Consider the following 24,357-nt stretch of genomic DNA (forward strand, 5'->3'; position numbering starts at 1 on the left):
CTTCGGGGGAGGGGTTTGGGGTGGTGGGGGTTGGGGAGGGGTTGGGGGTGGGCATAGTCAGGAAAATTAGGGAGAGTCGTGATACATTGGCCGATATTTAACACGAAAGGACAACGGCTGCCTTATGTTCACTCTCGAAAAACCGATGACCGAGCAAGATTTGTTGGCTCAACTCGATGCGATCGTGGACGAGCATCACCTCCTGAAGCACAAGTTTTATCAGCTTTGGAATGAAGGGAAACTAACCCTGACCGCACTCCAAGAATACGCCAAGGAATATTATCACCAAGTCCACTTTTTCCCCACCTATGTGAGTGCGACCCATGCGGCCTGTGATGATTTGGCCGTGCGACAAATGCTCCTCGAAAACCTGATCGAGGAAGAGCGCGGCGCGAACCATCACCCGGAATTGTGGCTGCGGTTTGCCGAAGGGTTAGGGGTTGATCGTGACGCGGTGCTCAACCATGAACCGGCCCAGGATACAAAGGAATCCGTGCAAACGTTAAAAGCCCTGTCCCGTTCGGAAAATCCGGCGGTGGGGATGGCGGCGCTCTATGCCTATGAATCCCAAATTCCGGCAGTGTCCACGACGAAAATCGCGGGGCTGAAGGACTATTACGGCATTGAGAGCGAGGCGGCGCTGTCGTTCTTCCAAGTTCATGAACAGGCGGATGCAGTTCACAGCCAAATGACGCGGGAAGCGATCGCGAAACTCTGCAAAACGCCCGACGACCAAGCGGCGGCAATCAACGCCACTGAAACCGCTGTGAAGGCGTTAAACCAACTCCTCGACGGCGTTTACGCAGCCCATTGTTAATCAGTGGGGCCAGGCAAGGGGCTTCAGCCCCTTGTTATGAGTCAATCGTCAGTCGATCGGAGGGTGGACAATTGCCCACCCTTCGATCGTTTTAGTCCAAATCCGCTTCCATGGCGGTGGCGAGGACGGTGCGGGTATTGGCGCGGAATTCCGCCACATCGACGCGGGCCAGGAGTGCGATCGCAATCACCATACTGATCGATTGCAAGAGAAACACCGCCCCATAGGCCAAGAGCGGAATTTGGAACAGACTGCGGCTAACATCGAGGATCACACCGCCAGAAAAAATCGCGAGACCGCGAGCGATCGCCTGGGACAACCCCCACGCCCCCACGAACGTCCCCGCCGTTTCCGCCGTTGTTAAATCCAGCATCAAATTAATCGAGCCGATCGTCGTCATCCCCGCCGCAATCCCAAACAGAATCATCGCCCCTTTCAGCACCTCGGCATTCTGGGTGAATCCCGACAGAATAATCAAAATAAAACACACCGCCACCAAGGCGCAGCCCCATTTTGTCACCCGCTTTTTCCCAAACCGGGGAATGAGGAAAAACCCTGTGGCACTGTACCCCAACAGAATCCCGATCCCCCAAAAGGAATTAAGGGCGGTGGTTTCTCCGATCGCCATGCCAAACACTTCACCGCCGTAGGGTTCGAGCACGGCTTCTTGGAGAAACAGGCCGATGGTCAAGATGAGGAGGAAACTAAAGAAAATGCCCGTTTGGCGGTTGGAGGTGAGGAGGCGCAGGGTGTCTTTGAGGGTAACGCTGTCCTCGCGGCCTTTGCCTTCAGAACGGCGTTGAAAATGGGAATAGGTGCGCTCGATGCCCCAGGTGGCGATCAGGGCGAGGCAGAAAAAGAGGAGGGGCACGGCGGTGAACAGGGCGGTGATCGGCCCGTAGAGGGTGGTGAGGGGATCGCCGAGGTCTTCAGGGATGAAGATTTTGCCCCAAATCGCGCCACCGATGCCACCGATCACAATCCCCACCATTAGTTTTGACCAGACGATCGCCACTAATTTCGATCGCTTCCGTTCATCGGACACATCCACGAGCAACGCGGTGAAAGGAATCGAGCAGGCACTCACGGCCAAGCCGTAGCAGAGAAACACGAGGCTCAGGACGATCGCCCAGCCCGCGATCGCTGGATTTTGCCATGACCATTGCCCCGCAGCGGCCACGGCTCCCCCCAATTGCCACACCACTTGCACCGCCAACCACACCATCAACCCCATGACCACCACTCCGACGCGCACATAGCCCGTGCGATGCAACCCCCACAGGGGCCGCGAATCGGACAGTTGCCCAAACCAGACCCGCGCCGGTGAGACGAGATAGGGCAGAGCGATCGCGCCTGCCGTCACCCAGCCGGGAATCCCCAACTCGCTAATCATGACGCGATTGAGCACCGCCACCGTGAGGACGGACATTAAGCCCAAACCGAGATTAAACAGCCCCAAACGGAGAATGGTGAATAGGCCCAGATCGGGCGGCAGGTCGGGGTTAGGATCAACGGCGGTTACGGAAGAATCAACAGTCATGGTGGGTTCGCTGCAATGTCAATGAAAAAGCTAAACGGGATTAAATGAAATGTTACGCACGAGCAGGGCAGTGGCGCGATCGCCTCTCGTCACAATACTTTAACGTCAAAACCATCTCAGCACAGCGACAAAATAATGCGCTCAACTATACTGGTTCTGTCCTGTTTCCGATGACTGCACGCCCTACCATCGCCTGAAGCCCTTGCAATTCCGGACAAAACTGTCGATTATTTAGTGAGTTCCGCTAAAATAGCCCTACAGATTCATCGCCCACCATTCTATTACCCAGCATTGCCCATGAATCGCTCTCAATTGACCCCGGTTTTAACCGTTATCTGGCTGACATTGTTGGCCGGTTGTGGATTTATCAACTCCATCAATCCCTTTGCTACGGAGGAGCCGATACCAGCTCCTGTGGCGGTTGACCCCAATGCCGTCCCGGCTGACCCCAATGCCGTCCCGGCTGACCCCAACGCTGCCCCGGCTGACCCCAATGCTGCCCCGGCTGACCCCAACGCTGCCCCGGCTGATCCCAATGCTGCCGCTCCTGCTGCCGCTCCCGCCGCTGCCCCCAATGTTCCCCCATCTCAAACCCCGTTCCGTGATGCGGTGAATGAGGCCATGGCGGCGGCCAATGCGGTGCAAACGGCCCAAGATGCCGCAGCGTGGCAAGCGGTTGTGACCCAGTGGCAAACCGCGATCGCTCTGATGCAACAAGTGCCCGCCGGTGATCCTAACTATGAAACTGCCCAGCAGAAGGTGACGGAATACCAAGGCTATCTAACCTACGCTCAACAGAACGCCGCTCAATAGCCCATCAGCAGCAAGACTTGGGAGGCGCGAGCGATCGCCCTCCTCCACCGTCGCGCCGACTGTGATTCAAGATTCTTTTTTGCTAAACTTGTAGATCCGGGTGTTTACCTGTTATAGTGAGAAAGGCGACGCGGGATAGAGCAGTCTGGTAGCTCGTCGGGCTCATAACCCGAAGGTCGGTGGTTCAAATCCGCCTCCCGCCATTTTAAAAAAGGTACTGTTTTTCAGCAGTACCTTTTTTAATGGGTTTTAATGGGTTAACCGTTGAGTCCCACATTCCGTAGGGCACGGTCTAACAATTCAATGGGATGGTAGAGGGCGATCGCATCTCCCCGCCCCTGTAGATGTTTCCGAATTTGCAGCGAACAGCCAGGGTTAGGCGACGCGATCAGATCCGCGCCCGTATTGAGGAGATTGGCCACCTTTTGCTGTCCCAACTCATCCGCAACGGCAGGCTGCAACAGGTTATACACCCCTGCACTGCCACAACAAAGCGCCGCATCCACGGGTTCGCGCAGGGTAACACCGGGAATTTGCTGCAACAGGTGGCGCGGTTGGGCCGTAATCCGCTGGCCATGGATCAGGTGGCAGGCATCTTGATAGACCACGGCTAATTCGCCATCGGTCAACGGCGACAGGGGAGCCGTTAGCCCCACTTCCGCGAGAAATTCATGGACATCGCGCACTTTTGCCGAGAAGGCCGCACCGAGATCGCCCTCTTCATGGCGCAAAATATGCCCGTATTCCTTCAAGGTATGCCCACAGCCCGCCGCATTGATAATGATGTAGTCGAGGTCGAGATCCGCGAAACTGTCCACCATCTGCCGCGCCAGATCCGCCGCTTGGGCCTCTTGTCCTTGGTGGGCCGGCAGGGCGGCACAACAACCCTGGGTTTTGGGAATCACCACCTCACACCCATTGGCCGTCAACACCCGCGCCGTCGCCTCATTCACCGGCGAGAAAAACAAGCGTTGCACACAGCCCAACACCATCCCCACCCGATAACGTTTTTCCCCCTGCGCCGGGATCACATCGGGCAATTGCTCAGAAAAAATCATCCCCCAGGTTAACCGGGGCAAAATCGATTCCATCGCCGCCAACCGGGGAAAGAGTTGCTTTAAAATTCCCGTCGTGCGGACGATCGCTTGTAACCCGCTGATCTGATAGAACCACAGGAACACCAATAATGGGCGCAAGCGGGCCGGATAGGGAAAGAGGTTGAAAATGAGCGATCGCAAACCCCGTTCCCACCCATTCCGGGGCTGATTCCGTTCCACTTGGGGGCGCGTCGCCGCGATCAGTTGGTCATACTTCACCCCCGACGGACAGGTAGACACACAGGCCAAGCACCCTAGGCAACTATCAAAATGTTGACTGGTCGCCGCATTGAACGGGGTTTCTCCCTTGTTGATCGCATCCATCAGGTAAATCCGACCCCGTGGCGAATCCATTTCAGTCCCCAACACGCGGTAACTGGGGCAGGTGGACAGGCAAAATCCGCAGTGAATACAGGTATTAATCAGGTCGGGGCGGGGCGGCTCTTGGGCATCAAAGCCCTCATGAGCGCCGGGGTCTGTGATGCCCGCATCAAGGGGCGCATTGAGAAAAGATTGAGGATTAGAAGAAGCGGAAGTCATAGGAAATGGTGAGGGTGTTAAAACGCATTAGCAAACCATGGCAAACCCGATCGCGATCGCGTCCGGGTGCAATGACAGAGCAGCCCTGAGGTTGGCTGTTCGTTTGAACCGTTTAAATTGTTTTTCAGTGTAGCAGCGTGGTTTAAGGAGGGGGGCGATCGCACCATGTCCCGGATTTTTTGCCGAAAAAACACTAGCATAGGGGGCATCTCCTCACCTCGGTACAGTCCATGTCGAGTATTTACGACAACATTGAACAGCCCCTGTTGCCAGAATTGCAGGCATATCTGAAACAGGCCTATCGGGCGGATTTTTGTGTTGGGTATTTTAACCTGCGGGGGTGGCGACAGCTTGACCGGGAGATCGAGCAGCTTGAGGCAAGACAGGCGATGCGATCGCTCCCCTCACCCCCCCACACCTGCCGCCTGATCGTGGGGATGCACCGCCTACCGCAGGACGAGCTACGGCACACCCTTGCTCTAGGGGGTTCACCCCAACGCATGGATCAAGGGCAAGCCCAACGCCTCAAAATCGTGATGGCCGAGGAATTTCGGCGACAACTCACCTATGGTGCGCCCACGATTGCCGATGAGGAGGGCTTAAAACGCTTGCGATCGCAACTCCTCAGCGGGAAACTCCGGGTTAAACTCTTTCTGCGCCACCCCCTCCACGCCAAGCTGTATCTGATCTATCGCGACGATCGCGCCACGCCGATCATCGGCTATGTGGGCAGCAGTAACCTGACATTTTCCGGCTTGAAATCCCAAGGGGAACTCAATGTAGAAGTGGTGGATCGGGATGATACCCACCGGCTCGAACAATGGTTTAACGATCGCTGGGACGATCGCTTTTGTCTGGACATTACCGCCGAACTGGCCGAGATCATCGATCGCAGTTGGGCAGGGCGATCGCTCAAGCCCTACTACATCTATCTCAAAATGGCCTATCACCTCTCCCAAGAGGCGCGGGACGGCTTGAGCCAATATCGCGCCCCCGCTGGGTTTGGCCTGCTGTCCTTCCAAGAGGCAGCGGTACAGGTGGCGGCGAAAAAACTCAATAGTCGGGGCGGCGTGATCATCGGGGATGTGGTGGGGTTGGGAAAAACCTTGGTGGGAACTGCGATCGCCCATGTTTATCAAGACGACCACGGCACAAGCACGCTGATCATCTGTCCGAAAAATTTAGAAAAAATGTGGCAGGGCTATGTCGATCGCTATGGCCTAGCGGCCAAAGTGGTTCCGATCAGTCGCGTGGTGCAACTATTGCCCAATGTGCCCGCCCGCTTTCGCCTCGTCCTCATCGATGAAAGCCACAACCTCCGCAACACCGACGGCAAACGCTACCAAGCGATCAAAGACTACATCGAAACCAGCGGCAGCCGTTGCATTTTGCTCACCGCCACCCCCTACAACAAAACCTATCTCGATCTGTCGGCTCAGTTGCGGTTATTTCTGCGTTCGGATGCCGATTTGGGCATTAAACCCGAAGCCTATGTGCGGAACTTGGGGGGAGAGATGGAGTTTCGGCGCAAACACCCCACCACGCCAGTGCGATCGCTCCTCGCCTTTGAGCACAGTACCGAGCCGGAAGATTGGCAACAACTCATGAGCCGCTACATGGTGCGGCGTACCCGCAGTTTCATTAAACGAACCTATGGCCGTCAGGACGGAGAACGGTATTATCTAGAGTTTCCCAATGGGGAACGCTCCTACTTTCCCCGACGGCGACCGCGCACGGTACGCTTCACCATTGGCGACCCCCAAACCGACCCCTACAGCCGCTTGTATGGCGATCGCGTCGTTGATGTGATCAATACCCTCCACTTACCCCGCTACGGCCTGGGCCGCTATATCGCCCCCCAGCCCAACCCCGCCGCCAATGACTCCGAAGCCCAACAACTCGCCAATCTTTCCCACGCCGGCCAGCGGTTGATGGGATTTTGCCGCACCAATTTATTTAAACGGCTCGAAAGTAGCGGCGTGGCCTTTTTGCAATCGATCGAGCGGCATTTGCTCAGAAATGAGGTCTATCTCTATGCGATCGCCCATCATCTCCCCCTCCCCATTGGCACACAGGACGCGGCGCTCTTGGATGATGACGACGAAGAAGCCGATGGCCTCTTGCCACCCGACGAGCGCGACCCCCAAACCGGCCACACCTTCCGCCAACGGGCAGCGGCGATCCATGACCGCTATCATCGCCACTACCGCAGCCGGTTTAAATGGTTGCGGGTGGATCTGTTCGGGCCGCAGTTGGCGGAACATCTGGAGGAGGATGCCCAGGCCCTGAGGGAGATTTTAGACCTTGCGGGGGATTGGAACCCGGCAGCAGATAGCAAATTAGCGGCCTTGGTGGAATTGCTTCAGATCCGGCATCCAGCGGAAAAGGTGTTGATTTTCACCCAATTTGCTGATACGGCACGGTATCTAGGGGAGGCTTTGGCGGCTCAGGGCATTGAGCAGGTGGGGATTGCCACGGGTCACGTTGCCGACCCCACAACCCTCGCTTGGCGGTTCAGCCCGGTGAGCAATGGCCAATCGATGCCAGCGGCGGAGCAGTTACGGGTGTTGATTGCCACGGATGTCCTCAGTGAGGGGCAAAACCTCCAAGATGGCGCGATCATTCTCAACTACGATTTACCCTGGGCAATTATTCGCCTCATTCAGCGGGCGGGACGGGTCGATCGCATCGGCCAGACGGCGACGGAAATTTTGTGCTATTCGTTTTTACCGGCGGACGGGGTGGAGCGGCTGATTAATTTGCGGGGACGATTACGCGATCGCCTCAGTGAGAATCAGGATGTGGTGGGAACCGATGAAGCCTTTTTTGAAGATGAGCAGGTGCGCGATGTGTTGCTCAATCTCTACCATGAGCGGTCGGGGGTCTTGGATGAGGATGAAACCGACGATGGCGAAGTGGATTTAACCTCCGAGGCATTGCAGATATGGCAAAGCGCGATCGCGGCGAATCCGCGCCTCAAGGCGGAAATCGAAGCCTTGCCCGATGTGGTCTATGCCACGCGCCACCATGAACCCACCGGCCTTGATCCCGAAGGTGTGCTGCTCTATGTTCGCACCCAGAGCGGAACCGATGCCCTCGCCTGGGTGGATCGCCAAGGCAACAGCGTGACGCAATCCCAAATGCGGATTTTGCGGATGGCGCGGTGCAGCCTAGACACGCCCCCCTTACCCCGCGATCGCCAGCACCACGAGCTTGTCACCCAAGGGGGAGCCTTGATCGCCGAGCAGAGTAAAACCGTACCGGGAACCCTCGGCAATCCCCGCAGCGCAGCGTACCGCACCTATCATCGCCTCATGGCCTATACCCAATCGATGCGGGAAACGATGCCCTTGTTGGCCCAAGGCAAGGAATGGGAACTGTTGGAGCGGGCCATTGAAGGGATACATCAACATCCCTTAAAACAGCAGGCGATCGCCCGTCTAAATCGAGAATTAAAATCAGGGATTTCTAATGAACAACTAGCGCAGCTTGTGCGTTTTTTATGGGAACATAACCTCCTCTGTGTGGTAAATGCCGAAGAACAAAATCAAGGCTCACAGGTGATTTGTTCGTTAGGTTTATTCCCAGGATAGGAGCGAGAAATTTTCGCCATCATTTACGGAAAATATTGATAAATTTTCTTGTGGTGCAGTACCCTGATGAAGGAAACAACGCCTTGAGCCACCCTAATCCCAATTCGGTAGTTGCCGATTCTAATTCGATAGTAGTTTGGTTCACCTTGGAGTTTCTTGATTTGGTTTACGGCTTGAAGATTTTCAGCTTGTTGAATCTGTACGATCACGTTTTTGATCTTTGATCGGGTTTGTGCATCGTTTATTTTTAGTAAGTCTTTTTAGAAACTTTTTCTGAATTCGAGTTGCATGATTATTGTTCCAGAATTTTAAAAATTTCCTCCTGATTAACCAATTCTGTTTGTTCACCTTCTTTGATGGCGTTAATCATGCCAATGTTTTCAATGACATCGCTTAAAATTTCGGAAAACATTTCTTTTTCTTCTTGAATGAGTTCAAAAATAGCTACTTTTAGCAATTCTTTGAGTTTGGTCTCGTCGAGGGTGACAGGATTCATGGTGAATTGGGATTGAGATAAATTGATTATAACGGCTGTTTTCCTCGTTACTTGGCTCTGCCAAGTAATGCCTTCTTGGTGGCTCTGCCTCCATGGGCGGCAGAGCCGCCTAATGCCCATACCACGGCGGAGCCATGGCACGAGATGGAACGCATAAAGTAAATAGAGTTCTTTCTCAAGGTGATACATTAGAGGAAGCTGTTGCTAACAGTCAAGAGGCTAAGATTGCTTGGATTGAAACAGCTTGGGAATGTAACGATGAAATTCCATTGCCCAAGACTTGAAGAGGGCGAAAGATTTTGTGCCTCCGGCAGGCTTACGCCAACACCCCTACGAGATAATTTCATGCTATATCGCAGATTGCGAAAGTATGAGAACGCCACTTCCCCCTTTTTAAGGGGGATTGAGGGGGATCTTTGTACCTCAAGTTTATGAAAGCTGCTATAAATGGGGTTAGAGTATTAAATATTTTTATCGATAGGTGAAGATTATGGCTAAGATTTTTCTTGAGGTTGATGAAGAGATTAAATCGGCATTTGAACAGGTTAACCCTGAAGTCAAGCAACAGTTAAGCCATTTTTTTCAACTGTTCTTGCAGGATAAGTTACAGGGAAAAACCTTGACTGATGTAATGGCATCAATTTCAGATAATGCACAACAGCGAGGTTTAACACCGGAAATCCTAGCAGAAATCTTAGCAGATGATCATGGAGACGAGTAAATTTGTTGTTGACACTAACGTTTTAATCAGTGCTTTATTGTTTAAGTCTTCCGTCCCATTTGAGGCAATCAGTTTAGCAACAAAACAGGGGGACATCTTATATTCAGAAGCCACATTAATGGAGTTAAAGAAAGTCCTCAATCGTCGCAAATTTGATAAGTACATTTCTGAAGACGAGAGACAATTATTCCTGCTTAATTTTGTTGCATCATCAAAGTTGGTGACCATTACAGAACGTATCACTGTTTGTCGAGATCAAAAAGATAACAAGTTTTTAGAGCTAGCTGTTAGTGGCAAGGCAAAAACCATTGTGACGGGTGATTTGGATTTACTGATCCTCAATCCTTTTCGATCGATTAAAGTTTTGACCCCAGATCAGTTTGTCGCTGACGTTAAATAAGGTTACCATTACCCGCGCTGGGGAGTTTTGGGTTAGAGTGGTGGATTGATGGAGGTTTAAGTAGATGTTGAATCGCAGTCGGGCGCAACGGTATCTAGCAGAGTTTGATTTTGAGGCTCTGTTTATTGAGGAATTGGGTTGGGATGGGGTGGATGGGCCGGGGTTGCCGTTGACGATCGCAGAGGCAACCGTTGAGGCAGTGCCGATCGCTCAAAAGCGCGGTTTCGTGGTGTATCAGTGCATCGGCGAGGCAATCCCAGCGCGATCGCTCCGGGTGAAACTGGAGCGTCGCCTGATGGAATACAGTCAGTCCCATGTGTTGGTGTTTGGGGATTTGGGGCGGACGGCGCAGGTGTGGATGTGGTTGAAGCCGGAGGGGGGAAAGCGGGCCAAGGTGCGATCGCATTCCTATCGGGTGGGTCAGAATGCGGAATCGTTGCTGCAAACGTTAGAGGCGTTAGCGATCGCGTTTGAGGAAGAGGCGACCTTAACCCATGTGGATGTGGCCCAAAAGGTGAAGCAGGGGTTTGATATTGAGCAGGTCACCAAGCAGTTTTTTCAAGATTTTGAGGGGCTACACGCTGATTTATGTGCCCAAATTGAGGGAATCGCGGCGGAGGGCGATCGCCGTTGGTATGGGTCGGTGTTATTAAATCGGTTGATGTTTGTGTATTTTTTGCAGCGTCGCTATTTCTTGGATGGCGGCGATGCGCTGTATTTGCAACATAAATTACAGGCTTGTCAAGCCCAAGGAGCCGCATTTTATTCCTTTTTGCAGGATTTATTTTTTGAAGGGTTTGCAAAGCCAGAGTACGAGCGCGATGGTTCCGCTCAGTCCCGATTAGGGAACATTTGTTATTTAAATGGTGGTTTATTTTTAAAGCATCCGATTGAGGTGCGTTATCCAGATATCACGATCTGTAATGCGGCGTTTAGTGAGGTTTTCACGCTCTTTGCGCGGTATTCTTGGCATTTGGACGATCGCCCCGATAAAGACCCGCTGGAAATTAACCCGGATGTGTTGGGCTATATTTTTGAAAAATATATTAACCAAAAGGAATTTGGGGCCTATTATACCCGTCCAGAAATCACGGAATATCTTTGCGATCGCACGATTAAAACGTTAATTCGGGAGCGGCTGGGTTGTGATGAGTTGGTGTGGTCGGGGTTGGATGCGGCGGCTTGTGAGCGGTTGTTGTGGGATATTTTACCGGGGTTAACGTTGCTCGATCCGGCCTGTGGATCGGGGGCGTTTTTGGTGGCGGCGATGAAGACGTTGATCGGTGTTTATGAAGGGGTGGTGGAACGGGCTAAGTTATTAGACCCTCATCCCCTAACCCCTTCTCCCAAGGGGGGAGAAGAGGGATCGGAAAGTCCCTCTCCCTCTTTGGGAGAGGGATTTAGGGTGAGGGCAAGCATTGCCCAATGGTTAGCAGAGGCGGCTAAACATCCATCGTTGGACTATTACGTGAAGAAGCGCATTATTACGGACAATCTCTATGGTGTGGACATCATGGAGGAGGCGACGGAAATTGCCAAGTTGCGCTTATTTTTGGCGTTGGTGGCGGCGGCGAAACGGGTGGAAGATTTGGAGCCGTTGCCGAATATTGATTTTAATATCATGGCGGGCAATTCGTTAATTGGCTTGATTCGGGTGGATGGGGCAGGGTTTGATCAGTTGGGCGGCGGGCGATCGTTTGGTCACGATCCAACGCAGGGGAATTTGTTGGGGCCGACGGTGATTCAGGGGAATTTATTATCAGGGTTGGCGGCTTCGGAATATGAGACAATTTTAAAGGAGAAAAATCAAAGTATTGAGTTATATAAGAAACACGCTTTTCAGGCGGTGGATGAGGAGTTACCCCAGGAAACGCGGCTGTTGCAGTTGCGGGATCACATTGAGCAGTTAAACAAAAAATCTCAGGGGCGGTTAAATCAGTTGTTGTTGACTGAGTTTAGTCAAAATTTGGGGATTAAGTATGAGGAGGCGCAGTTAACAGGAAAGGCGAAAAAGCGGCTTTTAGGCATTGCAGATATTGAGGCGTTGAAGCCGTTCCATTGGGGCTATCATTTTGATCGGGTGTTTGCGCGGGGTGGGTTTGATGCGATTATTGCTAATCCACCGTGGGAGGTTTTCAAGCCGAATGCTAAGGAGTTTTTCGCAAACTATAGCCATTTGGTGACGAAGAAAAAGATGGATATCAAGGCGTTTCAAAAGGAAAAGAAAAAACTTTTAAATGATCCAGAAATTGCCCAAGCCTGGAATGATTATCAAAGCCAATTCCCGTATGTGAGTGCCTATTATCGTTCGTCAGAAGATTATCAAAATCAGATTTCGGTGGTGAATGGTCGAAAGGCGGGGACGGATATTAATCTTTACAAGTTGTTTTTAGAGCGGTGTTTTAGTCTATTGCGAGAGGGTGGGCGTTGTGGGATCATTTTGCCTACTGGAATTTATACCGATCTTGGTGCAAAGCAGCTTCGAGAAATGTTGTTTTCTCAATGTAAGTTAGATAACTTGTTTGGTGTTTCTAATGAGCGATTTATTTTTGAGGCGGTTGATCATCGTTTCAAGTTTTGTCTCATCGATTTTGAAAAGGGTAAAACAACAAGTCAGTTTAATGCTTGTTTCCGTATTGATCCACGAGAAGCAGTAAAGCCCCAAGATCTAGGAACGTTTCTCAACAATAAAAATCAACACATTGAAATTTCAGTTCCGCTAGTGCGTCGCCTGTCGCCGGATTCGCTGTCAGTGATGGAGTTTAAGCAGCCGATTGATATCACCATTGCTGAAAAAATGCTGCAATTCCCGCTCTTGGGTGAAAAAATCCCGAATAAGTGGAATTTAAAGTTAACTCGTGAATTTGATATGACGAATGATAGTCATCTTTTCAAAACCGAACCCGCGCCGGGACGCTTGCCCCTCTACGAAGGCAAAATGATCCACCAATTCACCCATCAATTCGCCGAGCCGCGCTATTGGGTTGATGAACAGGAGGGACGCAAATCAGTTTTAGGAAAAAAAGCTAAAGATATTGGACAAAAACTAGATTATCAAGGCTATCGCTTTGCATATCGAGCTATTGCTAGAAACACTGATTCTCGAACACTTATTGGTAGTGTTATTCCTCCCTACTCTTATTGTGGACATTCTCTTAATGTCTCGTGTGATTTTGAATATCCTGAATATTCTTTGATTATTTGTGCTCTGATGAATAGCTTTTGTTTTGATTCTTGGCTAAGACAACAAGTTTCAGCAAATCTGACAATGTTCTTTCTCTATCAAATCCCAGTCCCTCGACTTCAAGAAGGCGATCCGGGGTTTAGTGAGATTGTCGATCGCGCTGCGAAATTGATTTGTACCACTCCCGAATTTGATGACCTTGCTGCCACAGTTGGCCTCGGTTCCCACCAGAACGGCATCACCAACCCCAGCGATCGCGCCCAACTCCGCGCCGAACTCGACGGCATCATCGCCCACCTCTACCACCTCACCGAACCCGAATTCACCCACATCCTCAGCACCTTTCCCATCGTCCCCGACGAAACCAAAGACGCTGCATTGAATGCCTATCGTGCGATCGCCAAGAGCTAGGAGATTCCATCAAATGGCTAAGGATTTATTCCATAATGTCGTTAAAACTGCCCTAATCAAAGACGGATGGATCATCACCGACGATCCTCTATTTCTGAACGTTGGCGGTGTAGACCTTTTCGTTGATTTGGGTGCAGAGAAATTACTCGCGGCTGAACGAGATGGTGACAAAATTGCGATCGAAATCAAGAGCTTTCTGAGTGCCTCAAGCCTTGCTGACTTTCATCTTGCGATCGGACAATTCATGAACTACCGTGTTGCTCTTCAGTCCGCTGATCCTGAACGGCAGTTATTTCTTGCCATTCCAGACACAGCTTACAATACATTTTTTCAAAAAGAATTTCCACTCATGGTGATTAAGCAGTATCAGCTTAGATTTTTTGTTTATGACACTGAAAATGAGGTGATTACCCTATGGAAACTCTAGCAAAACGGCAAGCCTACCGAACCATCATCAAGCAACTGTTAGAACACTATGCGACCTATAAACCCTCCTATGGTGATATTGAAATTCAAACCGTGTTTGATGCGGAACATGATCACTACCAAGTAGTAGCGATCGGGTGGCACAAAAAAAACAGAATCTATAGCTGTTCGATTCATTTGGATATTAAAGACGAGAAAATTTGGATTCAGGTCAATGATACTGAGTTGGATATTGCCCAAAAACTTTTTGAAAAAGGGATACCGAAAGACGATATTGTCATTGGCTTTCACCCCCCGCACTTGCGCCAACACTCAGGTTACGAAATTTCTTAACCCTTACGTTCAATCATGAACCTTAAAGAAAAATTGCAACAAAAACGCGCAGACATCCTCAACCTAGCCATCAAATATGGAGCATACAATATCCGCATCTTCGGCTCTGTCGCCAGAGGTGAAGCTGATGCCGAGAGTGATATTGATTTTTTAGTTGAACTGGAACAAGGATGCAGCTTACTTGATTTAGGCGGCTTGCTCATGGAATTACAAGATCTGCTCGCATGTCCTGTCGATATTGTCACCGAGCGAGGACTCCGCAGCAGAATTCGTCAACACGTTCTCAATGAAGCGATTCCTCTATGAGACGCGATCGCGTGAGCCTGATGGAGCGCGTTGGTTTGAGCCGTGTGGAGCAAAATCGCACCCCATTCCTAACTTTCAGGACTTACGCAAATTTCTTTCCAATCTCTCAATTTTTCGTTGAGGCAAGGGGCTTAAGCCCCTTGTTTCTGCGTCTCACTGCGTAAGTCCTAACTTTTTTGCCCAAAATCCAGCATCCACTGGAACCCACCCCGTATGATTGAGAGAAACACGCGCAAAACAGCACAGTGATTAGGGTGGTGAGTGATGGCCTTTAAAATACTTTGTCTTGATGGGGGAGGGATGCGCGGCGTGCTGTCCGCCCAGCTTTTAGCACTGATCGAAGCAGAACTCCTCAAGCAAACCGGCAAGCGCATTCATAATTATTTTGACCTGATTGCTGGAACCTCCACCGGGGCAATCCTCGCGGCGGGTCTCGCCCTTGGCACCAGCAGCGAACAGATGATGCAGCTTTATCTGCAAAAAGGGCGGCGGATTTTTCCCTATCAGGGCTATTGGGGCTATTTCGCGCCCCAACGCTTGCCCTTAGTCCTGCAACATGGCCCGTCGGCTCCCAAATTTTCCCACGCGGGGCTAGAATCCGTCCTCAAAGAACAATATGGCCAGCGCACCCTCGCGGATCTGCAACGCCAGACCCCTAAATTATTAATCACCGCCTACGACACGATGCTGCGCCACCCCGTGATTTTTAAAAGTTGGGAAGCGGCCTGGTATTCCCAGAGCAAAGTATGGGAGGCGGTGATTTGTTCGGCTTCGGCTCCGACCTTTTTCCCGTCCTATCCGCTTCAGGCTAATGGGTATAGTTGCTCGTTAATTGATGGAGGGGTGGGGGCGAACAATCCGAGCACCTGCGCGATCGTGGCGGCGTTAAAGTTGGGCTATGCCCTCAAAGATTTGCGGATTTTATCGATTGGGACGGGGGAAAGTACGACAGGGTATCCCTACAAGGATACGAAGCATTGGGGGTTGGCGCAGTGGGGCAAACGGATTGCTGATGTGCTGATGGATGCGCCCCAAGATGTGATGGAAGAGACGGCGCAGCAGGTGGTGACCTTGGGCGATCGCTACCCTAACCACTACATCCGCCTTCAGCCGAAACTCACCGCCGACAGTCTGCACCAATGGCTCGACCCCGAACACCTCGCCCAACTTCGCCGCGATTTCAAGGGCAAACGCCTCCAAGTCCGCGAAGATATCGATGATGCGAGTCCGGAAAATATGCAAATTTTACAGGCCCTCGCCACGGGCTATTTTCACAATCAAACCCTCCGCATCCCGACTTCGTACCACCAAACCCGCGAAATCACGATCACCGAAGCCCTGCAAGCCTGGGTGAGTAGTGCGGTGCTGTCAGAGCGGGATGGGTTTGCAATGGAGGATTGGCGATGAAGGGGCGCGATCGCTGGCCAATGGGGATCATGTTGGGGAGTTTGCTGCTGGCGGCTTGGCCGGCGGTGGGTTGGGCGATGCCGGAGATTGTGCTCTCGGCGGGGGTGGATATTCCGGGGCTGGGCCGGGGGGAACCCTTTTTCCCGACGGCGGAGCGGCTGGTGCTGCGACTGAGCGATCGCCGTGTGGACTACTACCATGGCGACAGTCTGATCGTCTCCTATCCCGTTGCGGTGGGGCGGGCAGGGTGGGAAACCCCTACGGGCGAGTTTCACGTCCGCCAAAAAGTGGCGAACCCCACCTGGCAACATCCTTTTACGAATGAGATCGTGCCGCCGGGCCCGGATAATCCGTTGGGGGCGCGGTGGATCGGGTTTTGGACAGATGGGACGAATGCGATCGGCTTCCATGGCACGCCGGATGAGTCGCTTATTGGTCAAGCGGTATCCCATGGCTGTGTGCGGATGCGGAATGCGGATATTGAGGCGTTGTTTGAAGAGGTGACCCTGGGCACGCCGGTAATCGTGGAACCGTGAGGGAGGCGATCGCACTGGGGCTGGGGCGGTTAATCCACAGGGGCAAGGGGCTAAAGCCGCCTTGTCACAGGGTTAATCCAGTGCGGGGATCTAATTTAATCGGGAAGCGTCGCCAAGATTCGCAATAATTGAAACAAACCCCCCTGAAGCTATTGCCCATGTCTGCTGTGAATCCCTCCCTGCATCTTCTCCAACAACAGGCTGCCTCGCTGCTGCTCTATCGTGATGTGGTGGCACAACCGATCGCGCAACAGTTCTTACAGCTTTTAACGACTCTCCAAGGCGGCAACGCCACCCAATCGCTCCAGGCCTATGGGCAATGGTTTAGCGCGATCGCCGCCACGGGCAAGAGTTGGCCCGCGTCGATTACGGCCGCCATTTTGCGATCGGATAATCCCTTTAGTCAGGCGGCGCAACGGTATTCCTTCCCAGAGATTAACCCGACTTTATCAGCCGCCGCTCGCCATGATCTCCACGCCTTGCAACAATTGGCCCACTGCGATCCGGCCCAGCTTGCCCACTGGGTGCGGGCGGTGTGTAAGTTGCCCCAGTCTCCGGTGATTTGGACGGGAGACGGCGGGAAAACGCTCTTCAGTGATTGGGACAATTGGCCAGATGCGATCGCGCCCCTCGCCCAGCATTACCAGCAGCAAGGGGTCGGAAAATGGGGACAGTATCGGGCGTTCCGGTGGCAAGGGGGCGCGTTGCACGGGATTGCCAACCCCGACCCGGTGCAGTTGCCGCAGTTGGTGGGCTACGACGACCAAAAAGCCCAACTGATCAGCAATACGGAGTATTTATTACAGGGATTGCCCGCGTTGCATGTGTTGCTTTACGGCAGTCGGGGATCGGGGAAATCGTCGCTGATTAAAGGGTTGCTAACGGCTTACGGCGATCGCGGTCTCCGCCTCATTGAAGTCACTAAAGCCGAGTTACATAATCTCCCGGCAATCCTCGATCCCCTCCGCAACCTGCCGCAAAAGTTCATTATTTTCGTGGATGATCTGTCCTTTGAAGAAGATGACGAAGCCTTTAAATCCTTAAAAGTGGTGCTCGAAGGCAGCGTCACGGCTCGCCCGGCGAATGTGGTGGTCTATGCCACCTCAAACCGTCGCCATTTAATCCGCGAATTCTTTGAAGACCGCCCCCGCCCAATGGAGCGCGAAGAAATCCACAGTTGGGACACGGTGCAAGAAAAGTTATCGTTTAGCGATCGCTTCGGCCTCACCCTCACCTTTGGCCCGGCGGATCAAGATTTATATTTAGCGATCGTTCGTCATCTCGCCCAAGCCGCAGGCCTCAACCTCCCCCCCGATGACCTCGATTTCCGCGCCCGCCAATGGGCCACCCGCCACAATGGCCGCTCCGGTCGCACCGCCCGCCAATTCATCGACCACCTCCGCGCCGAACTCCACCCCACCCCTTAACCGCCCTGCTCCCCAGTCCTCCTGCCTGAAGACTGTTGTTCTAGGAAAATCAAGTCCAAAATAGAGTTAGATTGTGTCTAATTGATTCAGACCCCGGTGAATGGGCGTTCTTTTCGTCCAGCATTGACCCAACCCCCACAATTGTTTTCCCCTATGCAAAAACAGCGCATTCAATACACATCACCCCTCGATGCACTCATAGCAGTGCTACGCAGGCTGAATCGCTATGAATATCAATATCAGAAACGTTCAGAGGATTTCTTTGTTCAGTACAGCCAAGGACAACTAGGTGATGAGGTGGATTTTATCGAGTGGGCAAACGATTATCGTCACTACCTTGAGCTGCACCATACATTAACCCGACAACTCCAAGATGTTGCATCCTAAACTGGATCGCTATCTCACAGACATCGAATATTTAATCAACCAAATGCAGGATCTGTATGTTGAGAATTATCAAGAGGAAATTCTGACACCACAACGATGCAACCTGAGAATTCGGATTCGGTTTATCGTGGGACATTTATTGGCACTGAATGAAGCGATCGTGATTGTTGACTCAAACCTAAAATTCCTTGACTATCGCTATCATTTTCAAGACGGGAGCAATCAACTCATCTTTCGGTATGACAATACACCACATTTTCCCAATCTCCCCACAGCTCCACATCATAAGCATTTACCTGAGGGTGCGATCGCAAGCCATAAGCCGACGATCGCCACTGTTTTCGAGGAAGTGCGCTCAATTCTCTAAAACCACCTCTGCGTCAATCACATCCACCGAGCAAGTTACCCCGACGCTCACTCGCTCGATGGGGTCGCTTGCATCATAGGGAAAGTATCGCCACTCTCTGAGGACTTCAACGATCGCACCAGGGTAGCGGTTGAACTGTGGTGCGATCGCACCCTTAACCGTACCCAGTTGAAAGGGTTGGCCGCAGCCAACCCTCAAAGGATAGGAAGAAAGAGGGGCGATCGCTAGACCGCTTCGAGATTCTCTTCGCCGGTCCGAATCCGAATCGTTTTTTCAACGGGGGTCACAAAGATTTTCCCGTCTCCAATCTCACCCGTTCTAGATGCCGCGATGATTTTTTCCGTCACCATGGTCACTTGGTCATCTTCAACAACCAGCTCCACCTTGAGCTTTTGGAGAAATTCCACCGTGTATTCTGAACCCCGATAGCGTTCCGTTTGCCCCTTTTGGCGACCGAACCCACGCACTTCGGAGACCGTCATCCCCACGATGCCTGCATTGACAAGGGCAATTTTGACTTCATCGAGCTTGAAGGGCCGGATAATAGCTTCTACTTTTTTCAAGATGACAACTCCTTAACGATCAATTAAGTCCTGTTTAATGGTGCTTGACTCACAACAAACCCTAACAGCTTGTGTAAGTTCCTTTTGTTGGCTGACGTACAATCCAACCGTGATATCTTCCCACAATTGCGGAATTATGAGAGTCTGACACACCACCGTCGGCACAACCGAGCGGGGAGGCAGGGTGATTTAGAGGCTAGATTAACGTCACAGCATCTCCATGAGCACGACGCTCACCCCCTAAGATAGAACGAGTTTTTCACTTTCGAGCGACTTTTACGGAGAATTTTAGGAATTGGCAACAATTAAGGGGATTTGGGGGCGGCATGGTCGGAGGGGGAGGGGGTTTTTCGCCAAATCCAGAGAAAATTAGTGATCATGCTCAAGCCGACGGAGGTGACGGTGGCGAAGAGGGCGGCGAGTAGATAGTGAACGCCGATCGCATCAAAAATATTCACGCCCCCCCACCAGACGACGAAGCTGCCGAAGTTGGTGGCGTGGTATTGCCAAAAGCGTTTCCAGGTGGGGGCAGCGTGGCCGAAGACCCAGCGATCGTTGAGGAAAAAGCGAATGATCGTGGTCAGTTCGGCGGCGATCAGGGAGGCGATCGCCACGGAGAAGCCGGCCACTTCCTTGAGGACATAGAGCAGGGGAAAGTTAAACCCGGTGAAAAAGAGACCAACAATCCACCACCGCACCATAGGTTTGGCGAAAAATTGGTTGACGCGGGTTTTGATAGGAAGGGAAGTCATGGGAGATTTAGCGAGAGGGCGATCGCGGCACAGTCGAACGGGGAGACCGGCGGGGTACAGCCAGGACAACAACACCAGCGAGGGTTAATTCAGCACGACGGAGCACCTGAGCCGCTGCTTTTACCGTTGCTCCCGTAGTATAAATGTCATCGAGCAAGAGAATCGGCCGTTTCGGTAAATGACGGCGAAAATCCGGGCCGAGGGTGAAGGCTCCGGCGATGTTGCGCTGGCGTTCTTGGGCGTTGAGTTGGAACATGGCTTGGGTGGCGCGATTGCGTTCGAGACCACGGGCGGCGAGGGGCAGATGGGCGTAGTGACAGAAGTGGCGGGCTAATAGTTCGGCATGGTCGAAGCCCCGCTCTTGGCGCTTGGCCGCGTGCATGGGGAGGGGGACGACGAGGGGACGGAGCTGGGGCGGGGCTTGGGCGAGCCAGGTGGCGGCGAGCCAATGGCCGAGGGGGCGGGCGAGTTGGGGATTGTTTTTGAATTTGAGGGCGGCGATCGCCTCTCGCAATCCCTCACGATAGGTTCCCCAGGCGACGAGTTTCTGGGGTTCAGGGGGATGCGATCGCTGGCACACCTGCACCCGCTGCTGACAATCGGGACAGAATACCGTTGCCGCCGTTTGGTCACACAGGGGGCAAGTTTCTTGAAAAATCAGGGACAACAGCCCCCGGAACCAGGGAAGGGCCATAGGAAGAGGTCAGCAGCTTGCGATACAATGCTGGTAGAAATTGTCTAGCATTACACCACAAAACCTATGACTTCGACAAACGATCAACCGCAGAACGGCACAAAAACCCTCGAAGCGATGAAAAGTTTTTCGGAAACCTACGCCAAGCGCACCGATACCTACTTTTGTGTTGATCCGTCTGTCACCGCCGTTGTGATTGAAGGGCTGGCCCGCCATAAAGATGAACTCGGCTCACCCCTTTGCCCCTGCCGCCATTACGAAGACAAAGAAGCCGAAGTGAAAGCCGCCTATTGGAACTGTCCCTGTGTGCCGATGCGGGAACGCAAAGAATGCCACTGTATGCTGTTCATCACCCCCGATAATGACTTCGCCGGCGACCAACAAGACATCACCATGGACGAACTGATCAAAGCACGGGAAAGTCTGTCCTAACCAGTTCCATGATCCCAACTGCCTTCAGCCAAGCCATTGGCGAATTTCAGCGCCAAGACTTCTACGCCTGCCATGACACCCTCGAAGCCCTGTGGATCGAAGCCCTAGAGCCTGAAAAGCAGTTCTATCAAGGGGTGTTACAGGTGGCGGTGGCCTGCTATCACTTGGAAAACCAAAACCAGCGGGGGGCGGTGATGCTCCTAGGGGAGGGGGTGCGGCGGCTGCGGAACTATCAACCGGAGTTTTCAGGGATTGATGTGGATCGCTTGATGGCGACGAGTTTGGCCCTCCTGGGGCAACTCCAGCAGTTAGCTGTTCAGGACGATGTGGATCAGGGGGATGCAGGGATGGATTTCACCCTGCCGGACGTGCAATGGCGCGATTCGTCAGGAAAGGGGAACAGCAGCGCGGAAAAGGGAATCTAGAGAGTTGGGCCGTTTTTAACTGTGAAATCTATGGGTACTGTGCCATTTCTAAATCGTCGTTGGCTGTGGACTGTGGTTGTGCCGCTGGTCTTAGGGGGGGCGATCGCGCTTTCCGGCCGAACCCCAGCGATCGCCCAAGACGGTCGCGCCATCACCGTCCGCTCTGATGTCCAAGAAGCCGACCAAGTCACCGGCATCATCACCGCCACCGGCAATGTCCGCGTCGATTATCCCGCCCGCCAAATCCAAGCCACCTCGGCCCAGGCGCAATATTTCAGCCGCGAACGGCGGATCGTGATGACCGGCAATGTCTACGTCCTCCAGGAGGGCAACAGCATTCGCGGCGAAACCGTCACCTACCTAATTGAGGAGGGTCGCTTCATCGCCACGCCCCAACCCGATCGCCAAGTAGAATCGATCTACATCATTTCTGACCCCGACGCGCCGCCGACAACCCCCGCCCCGGAACCTGCGCCCCCCTTCAACCCCAAACCCGCCTTCAAACGCCCCTACAGCGATGAAGTCCCAGCCCCGCCCACCGCAACCCCAGACCCGTTTAATCCCCGTCCGTCCGACCTCAATGGGCCACGATAACCCGCATCTCCTAGGGATGATCCGGCCCCGTTGGCGCTGATCTGCATTTCCTGGGATGATATCGGGTGGGCGATCCTTAATCAGTCTTTAACCTCCCATGACCATCTACCTTAAAAATGTCAAAAAGCGATACGGCAAGCGGGTCGTGGTGGATCGGGTGACGGTGCAGGTGTCGTTGGGTGAGATTGTCGGGTTGTTGGGGCCGAACGGAGCCGGGAAAACGACGACGTTTTATATGGCGACGGGGCTGGTGAAACCCAATGAGGGGACGGTGTGGCTCAATAATCGGGAGATCACGAAACTGTCGCTCAATGAGCGATCGCACCTTGGCATCGGCTACCTCACCCAACAGGCCAGCATTTTTCGCAACCTCACCGTTGCTGAAAACCTGGAACTCGTCCTCGAACAGGGCCCCCTTTCCCCCCAAGAACGCCATTACCGCCTCAAAACCCTCCTCGGTGAATTTCGCCTCGAACAGGTGGCCCACACCAAAAGCTGCTACGTGTCGGGGGGAGAACGGCGGCGGACGGAATTAGCCCGCTCCCTGGCCACGGGGCAATACGGCCCGGAATTTCTGCTGCTGGATGAACCCTTTGCCGGGGTTGACCCGATCGCGGTGTCGGAAATTCAAAAAATGGTGGCCCAATTGCGCGATCGCCCCATGGGGATTTTAATCACCGACCACAACGTCCGCGAAACCCTCGCCATCACCGATCGCGCCTACATCATGCGCGAAGGCACGATCCTCGCCTCCGGAACCGCCGATGAACTCTACGAGAATGATCTCGTGCGTCAGTATTATCTCGGTGAGGATTTCCAAATTTAAACGGTTAGCAAGATTCAGAATTATCCTAGGTTCAGGCGCGATCGCGCTCCGTCCGGTTCACACCCACGCCCCCCCATCCTGTTTCGTTTTACTCCTGCACCCCCATGGCCCTAGAACTTCCCCGCATCCGTGCTCCCTGGTCAGTCCTCGATCGCTACATCATCGGGGAAATTCTCGCGCCGTTCCTGTTTGGGGTCGGGCTGTTTTCCTCCCTGGGGTTTGCGGTGGGGGTATTGTTCGACCTCGTGCGGCGGGTGACGGAATTTGGGCTACCCCTCTCGGTAGCCTTCAAAGTGGCCGCCCTCAGTTCGCCCCAATTCATCTGCTACGCCTTCCCCATGTCGATCCTCTTGGCGACCTTGATGGCCTATAGCCGCTTGGCCGCCGATAGCGAACTGATCGCCCTGCGCAGCGTGGGGGTGAGTGTGTATCGCATTGTCGTGCCGGGGTTGATCGTCAGTTTAGCGATCACGGCGTTAACCTTTATTTTTAACGATATCGTTGTACCGCGTGCCAACTACTACGCCGCCATCACCCTTGAAGAAGCCCTCACCGGCGAAACCCCCCAATTCCAAGACAGCAACATTCTCTATCCGGAATATCACGATATCGTTGATGATGCGGGCCAATCTCGCAACGTCCTCAGTCGCCTTTTCTATGCCGAACGCTACGACGGGCAATCCATGCATAAGCTCACCGTGGTGGATCGCAGTCAGCAGGGCATCAGCCAGATCATCACCTCCGATTCAGCGCAATGGAATCCCCGCGATGGTAAGTGGGATTTTTTCAATGGCACGATTTATCTGATCGATCCCGATGGGTCGTTTCGGAATATTCTCCGTTTTGACCGCGAACAACTGCAACTGCCCCGCGCTCCCCTCGATTTGGTCGAACGGGTGCGGGACAACACAGAAATGACCATTACCCAAGCCCGCGACCACCTTAAAGTGCTGCGCATCAGTGGTGATTTACAACAAATTCGTAAAATCACAGTGCGACTCCATCAAAAAATTTCCTTTCCCTTTGCCTGCTTCATTTTTGGGCTGGTGGGGGCGGCGTTGGGGACGCGATCGCAAGGGGGACGCGCCACCAGTTTCGCCATTAGTGTCTTGACGATCTTTTTGTATTACACCCTCTTCACCACCACCGGAGCCATGGGCGTGGCCGGTGTCATTCCCCCCTTTCCCTCCGCCTGGATCACCAATGTCTTAGGGCTTGCCGTTGGTGGCGTGATCCTCTTCCAAGTCGCCCGTTGATCCCACACCTGGCT

At 53.0% G+C, this 24,357-nt stretch carries 28 protein-coding genes, 1 tRNA gene and 1 pseudogene; 21 read left to right on the plus strand and 9 right to left on the minus strand.

What is annotated here, in order from left to right:
- Positions 1-145 precede the first annotated feature (145 nt).
- Positions 146-817 carry a CADD family putative folate metabolism protein gene (locus tag PN477_RS08100; protein ID WP_272147143.1) on the plus strand — a complete coding sequence of 224 codons (672 nt, stop codon included), beginning with the start codon at positions 146-148 and terminating at the stop codon, positions 815-817.
- Positions 818-908: 91 nt separating this feature from the next.
- Here PN477_RS08100 and PN477_RS08105 read toward each other — a convergent pair whose 3' ends face one another.
- Entirely contained in the window at positions 909-2,357 is a 1,449-nt protein-coding gene (locus PN477_RS08105) for a BCD family MFS transporter (protein WP_272121194.1), read from the minus strand.
- Positions 2,358-2,654: 297 nt separating this feature from the next.
- Here PN477_RS08105 and PN477_RS08110 point away from each other — a divergent pair, with 297 nt between their 5' ends.
- A complete protein-coding gene (locus PN477_RS08110) occupies positions 2,655-3,170 on the plus strand; it encodes a hypothetical protein (RefSeq protein ID WP_272121196.1) in 516 nt (171 codons plus the stop codon).
- Between the two features lie 129 nt (positions 3,171-3,299).
- A tRNA-Met gene (locus tag PN477_RS08115) sits at positions 3,300-3,373 on the plus strand.
- Positions 3,374-3,427: 54 nt separating this feature from the next.
- On the opposite strand, the gene PN477_RS08120 is transcribed toward PN477_RS08115, so the two are convergent.
- Positions 3,428-4,807, minus strand: coding sequence for a (Fe-S)-binding protein (locus tag PN477_RS08120; RefSeq protein ID WP_272121198.1), 1,380 nt, complete (start codon positions 4,805-4,807; stop codon positions 3,428-3,430).
- Between the two features lie 17 nt (positions 4,808-4,824).
- Complete coding sequence (locus PN477_RS08125) at positions 4,825-5,007, minus strand: hypothetical protein (RefSeq protein WP_272121200.1); 183 nt, start codon at positions 5,005-5,007, stop codon at positions 4,825-4,827.
- A 30-nt stretch (positions 5,008-5,037) separates the two neighbouring features.
- Between PN477_RS08125 and PN477_RS08130 the strand changes: the two genes are divergently transcribed.
- Positions 5,038-8,400 carry a helicase-related protein gene (locus PN477_RS08130; protein WP_272121201.1) on the plus strand — a complete coding sequence of 1,121 codons (3,363 nt, stop codon included), beginning with the start codon at positions 5,038-5,040 and terminating at the stop codon, positions 8,398-8,400.
- Positions 8,401-8,423: 23 nt separating this feature from the next.
- Here PN477_RS08130 and PN477_RS20840 read toward each other — a convergent pair.
- Positions 8,424-8,648, minus strand: a pseudogene (locus tag PN477_RS20840) (type II toxin-antitoxin system RelE family toxin); the annotation flags it as partial.
- A gap of 44 nt (positions 8,649-8,692) precedes the next feature.
- Positions 8,693-8,896 (minus strand): hypothetical protein, encoded by a 204-nt coding sequence (locus PN477_RS08135; RefSeq protein ID WP_272147144.1) that lies wholly within the window; start codon positions 8,894-8,896, stop codon positions 8,693-8,695.
- Between the two features lie 134 nt (positions 8,897-9,030).
- Between PN477_RS08135 and PN477_RS08140 the strand changes: the two genes are divergently transcribed.
- From PN477_RS08140 to tumE, 12 genes are all read left to right on the plus strand, one after another.
- Positions 9,031-9,180, plus strand: a complete 150-nt coding sequence (locus PN477_RS08140; RefSeq protein ID WP_272147146.1) for a type II toxin-antitoxin system HicB family antitoxin — start codon at positions 9,031-9,033, stop codon at positions 9,178-9,180.
- Between the two features lie 206 nt (positions 9,181-9,386).
- Positions 9,387-9,617, plus strand: a complete 231-nt coding sequence (locus PN477_RS08145) for a hypothetical protein (protein WP_272121205.1) — start codon at positions 9,387-9,389, stop codon at positions 9,615-9,617.
- A complete protein-coding gene (locus tag PN477_RS08150) occupies positions 9,604-10,017 on the plus strand; it encodes a putative toxin-antitoxin system toxin component, PIN family (protein WP_272121206.1) in 414 nt (137 codons plus the stop codon). The genes PN477_RS08145 and PN477_RS08150 overlap by 14 nt, the downstream gene beginning before the upstream one ends.
- Before the next feature lie 64 nt (positions 10,018-10,081).
- Positions 10,082-13,612: an Eco57I restriction-modification methylase domain-containing protein gene (locus PN477_RS08155; protein WP_272121208.1), complete on the plus strand. Its 3,531-nt coding sequence runs from the start codon at positions 10,082-10,084 to the stop codon at positions 13,610-13,612.
- A gap of 13 nt (positions 13,613-13,625) precedes the next feature.
- Positions 13,626-14,039: a XisH family protein gene (locus PN477_RS08160; protein ID WP_272121210.1), complete on the plus strand. Its 414-nt coding sequence runs from the start codon at positions 13,626-13,628 to the stop codon at positions 14,037-14,039.
- Positions 14,027-14,371: a XisI protein gene (locus PN477_RS08165; RefSeq protein WP_272121212.1), complete on the plus strand. Its 345-nt coding sequence runs from the start codon at positions 14,027-14,029 to the stop codon at positions 14,369-14,371. The genes PN477_RS08160 and PN477_RS08165 overlap by 13 nt, the downstream gene beginning before the upstream one ends.
- Before the next feature lie 15 nt (positions 14,372-14,386).
- Positions 14,387-14,677 (plus strand): nucleotidyltransferase family protein, encoded by a 291-nt coding sequence (locus tag PN477_RS08170; protein WP_272121214.1) that lies wholly within the window; start codon positions 14,387-14,389, stop codon positions 14,675-14,677.
- Between the two features lie 264 nt (positions 14,678-14,941).
- Positions 14,942-16,084, plus strand: coding sequence for a patatin-like phospholipase family protein (locus PN477_RS08175; RefSeq protein ID WP_272121216.1), 1,143 nt, complete (start codon positions 14,942-14,944; stop codon positions 16,082-16,084).
- Positions 16,081-16,620, plus strand: coding sequence for a L,D-transpeptidase (locus PN477_RS08180; protein ID WP_272121218.1), 540 nt, complete (start codon positions 16,081-16,083; stop codon positions 16,618-16,620). Before PN477_RS08175 ends, PN477_RS08180 begins: the two co-directional genes overlap by 4 nt.
- Positions 16,621-16,778: 158 nt before the next feature.
- Positions 16,779-18,047 (plus strand): ATP-binding protein, encoded by a 1,269-nt coding sequence (locus tag PN477_RS08185; protein WP_272121220.1) that lies wholly within the window; start codon positions 16,779-16,781, stop codon positions 18,045-18,047.
- Positions 18,048-18,200: 153 nt separating this feature from the next.
- Positions 18,201-18,434 (plus strand): antitoxin TumA, encoded by a 234-nt coding sequence (gene tumA / locus PN477_RS08190; protein WP_272147148.1) that lies wholly within the window; start codon positions 18,201-18,203, stop codon positions 18,432-18,434.
- Positions 18,421-18,801, plus strand: a complete 381-nt coding sequence (gene tumE, locus PN477_RS08195; RefSeq protein ID WP_272121224.1) for a toxin TumE — start codon at positions 18,421-18,423, stop codon at positions 18,799-18,801. The genes tumA and tumE overlap by 14 nt, the downstream gene beginning before the upstream one ends.
- Here tumE and PN477_RS08200 read toward each other — a convergent pair.
- The 4 genes from PN477_RS08200 to PN477_RS08215 form a co-directional block, all read right to left on the minus strand.
- Complete coding sequence (locus tag PN477_RS08200) at positions 18,790-18,999, minus strand: hypothetical protein (RefSeq protein WP_272121226.1); 210 nt, start codon at positions 18,997-18,999, stop codon at positions 18,790-18,792. The two genes, tumE and PN477_RS08200, sit on opposite strands and share 12 nt — an antisense overlap.
- A 26-nt stretch (positions 19,000-19,025) precedes the next feature.
- The gene (locus tag PN477_RS08205; RefSeq protein ID WP_272121228.1) at positions 19,026-19,364 is read right to left on the minus strand and encodes a P-II family nitrogen regulator; all 339 of its coding nucleotides are present in this window, start codon (positions 19,362-19,364) and stop codon (positions 19,026-19,028) included.
- 305 nt (positions 19,365-19,669) lie between these two features.
- A complete protein-coding gene (locus PN477_RS08210; protein WP_272121230.1) occupies positions 19,670-20,116 on the minus strand; it encodes a GtrA family protein in 447 nt (148 codons plus the stop codon).
- A gap of 7 nt (positions 20,117-20,123) precedes the next feature.
- Positions 20,124-20,810, minus strand: coding sequence for a ComF family protein (locus PN477_RS08215; RefSeq protein WP_272121232.1), 687 nt, complete (start codon positions 20,808-20,810; stop codon positions 20,124-20,126).
- A 66-nt stretch (positions 20,811-20,876) separates the two neighbouring features.
- Between PN477_RS08215 and PN477_RS08220 the strand changes: the two genes are divergently transcribed.
- The 5 genes from PN477_RS08220 to PN477_RS08240 all read left to right on the plus strand — a co-directional run bounded on the left by PN477_RS08220 (position 20,877) and on the right by PN477_RS08240 (position 24,343).
- Complete coding sequence (locus PN477_RS08220) at positions 20,877-21,242, plus strand: ferredoxin-thioredoxin reductase catalytic domain-containing protein (RefSeq protein ID WP_072620245.1); 366 nt, start codon at positions 20,877-20,879, stop codon at positions 21,240-21,242.
- A gap of 8 nt (positions 21,243-21,250) precedes the next feature.
- Entirely contained in the window at positions 21,251-21,667 is a 417-nt protein-coding gene (locus tag PN477_RS08225; RefSeq protein ID WP_272121235.1) for a DUF309 domain-containing protein, read from the plus strand.
- Positions 21,668-21,697: 30 nt separating this feature from the next.
- Entirely contained in the window at positions 21,698-22,261 is a 564-nt protein-coding gene (locus PN477_RS08230; RefSeq protein WP_272121237.1) for an LptA/OstA family protein, read from the plus strand.
- 97 nt (positions 22,262-22,358) lie between these two features.
- Positions 22,359-23,087, plus strand: a complete 729-nt coding sequence (gene lptB / locus PN477_RS08235; protein ID WP_072620242.1) for an LPS export ABC transporter ATP-binding protein — start codon at positions 22,359-22,361, stop codon at positions 23,085-23,087.
- 104 nt (positions 23,088-23,191) lie between these two features.
- Positions 23,192-24,343 carry an LptF/LptG family permease gene (locus PN477_RS08240; protein ID WP_272121239.1) on the plus strand — a complete coding sequence of 384 codons (1,152 nt, stop codon included), beginning with the start codon at positions 23,192-23,194 and terminating at the stop codon, positions 24,341-24,343.
- Positions 24,344-24,357: the final 14 nt, after the last annotated feature.

The sequence above is a fragment of the Spirulina subsalsa CS-330 genome, assembly GCF_028330765.1.
Taxonomy (GTDB): domain Bacteria; phylum Cyanobacteriota; class Cyanobacteriia; order Cyanobacteriales; family Spirulinaceae; genus Spirulina; species Spirulina subsalsa_A.

Coding starts and splice junctions, on each gene's coding strand:
- PN477_RS08100 (WP_272147143.1), top strand. CDS start 146: ATGACCGAGCAAGATTTGTTGGCTCAACTCGATGCGATCGTGGACGAG.
- PN477_RS08105 (WP_272121194.1), bottom strand. CDS start 2,357: ATGACTGTTGATTCTTCCGTAACCGCCGTTGATCCTAACCCCGACCTG.
- PN477_RS08110 (WP_272121196.1), top strand. CDS start 2,655: ATGAATCGCTCTCAATTGACCCCGGTTTTAACCGTTATCTGGCTGACA.
- PN477_RS08120 (WP_272121198.1), bottom strand. CDS start 4,807: ATGACTTCCGCTTCTTCTAATCCTCAATCTTTTCTCAATGCGCCCCTT.
- PN477_RS08125 (WP_272121200.1), bottom strand. CDS start 5,007: ATGCTAGTGTTTTTTCGGCAAAAAATCCGGGACATGGTGCGATCGCCC.
- PN477_RS08130 (WP_272121201.1), top strand. CDS start 5,038: ATGTCGAGTATTTACGACAACATTGAACAGCCCCTGTTGCCAGAATTG.
- PN477_RS08135 (WP_272147144.1), bottom strand. CDS start 8,896: ATGAATCCTGTCACCCTCGACGAGACCAAACTCAAAGAATTGCTAAAA.
- PN477_RS08140 (WP_272147146.1), top strand. CDS start 9,031: ATGGCACGAGATGGAACGCATAAAGTAAATAGAGTTCTTTCTCAAGGT.
- PN477_RS08145 (WP_272121205.1), top strand. CDS start 9,387: ATGGCTAAGATTTTTCTTGAGGTTGATGAAGAGATTAAATCGGCATTT.
- PN477_RS08150 (WP_272121206.1), top strand. CDS start 9,604: ATGGAGACGAGTAAATTTGTTGTTGACACTAACGTTTTAATCAGTGCT.
- PN477_RS08155 (WP_272121208.1), top strand. CDS start 10,082: ATGTTGAATCGCAGTCGGGCGCAACGGTATCTAGCAGAGTTTGATTTT.
- PN477_RS08160 (WP_272121210.1), top strand. CDS start 13,626: ATGGCTAAGGATTTATTCCATAATGTCGTTAAAACTGCCCTAATCAAA.
- PN477_RS08165 (WP_272121212.1), top strand. CDS start 14,027: ATGGAAACTCTAGCAAAACGGCAAGCCTACCGAACCATCATCAAGCAA.
- PN477_RS08170 (WP_272121214.1), top strand. CDS start 14,387: ATGAACCTTAAAGAAAAATTGCAACAAAAACGCGCAGACATCCTCAAC.
- PN477_RS08175 (WP_272121216.1), top strand. CDS start 14,942: ATGGCCTTTAAAATACTTTGTCTTGATGGGGGAGGGATGCGCGGCGTG.
- PN477_RS08180 (WP_272121218.1), top strand. CDS start 16,081: ATGAAGGGGCGCGATCGCTGGCCAATGGGGATCATGTTGGGGAGTTTG.
- PN477_RS08185 (WP_272121220.1), top strand. CDS start 16,779: ATGTCTGCTGTGAATCCCTCCCTGCATCTTCTCCAACAACAGGCTGCC.
- tumA (WP_272147148.1), top strand. CDS start 18,201: ATGCAAAAACAGCGCATTCAATACACATCACCCCTCGATGCACTCATA.
- tumE (WP_272121224.1), top strand. CDS start 18,421: ATGTTGCATCCTAAACTGGATCGCTATCTCACAGACATCGAATATTTA.
- PN477_RS08210 (WP_272121230.1), bottom strand. CDS start 20,116: ATGACTTCCCTTCCTATCAAAACCCGCGTCAACCAATTTTTCGCCAAA.
- PN477_RS08215 (WP_272121232.1), bottom strand. CDS start 20,810: ATGGCCCTTCCCTGGTTCCGGGGGCTGTTGTCCCTGATTTTTCAAGAA.
- PN477_RS08220 (WP_072620245.1), top strand. CDS start 20,877: ATGACTTCGACAAACGATCAACCGCAGAACGGCACAAAAACCCTCGAA.
- PN477_RS08225 (WP_272121235.1), top strand. CDS start 21,251: ATGATCCCAACTGCCTTCAGCCAAGCCATTGGCGAATTTCAGCGCCAA.
- PN477_RS08230 (WP_272121237.1), top strand. CDS start 21,698: ATGGGTACTGTGCCATTTCTAAATCGTCGTTGGCTGTGGACTGTGGTT.
- lptB (WP_072620242.1), top strand. CDS start 22,359: ATGACCATCTACCTTAAAAATGTCAAAAAGCGATACGGCAAGCGGGTC.
- PN477_RS08240 (WP_272121239.1), top strand. CDS start 23,192: ATGGCCCTAGAACTTCCCCGCATCCGTGCTCCCTGGTCAGTCCTCGAT.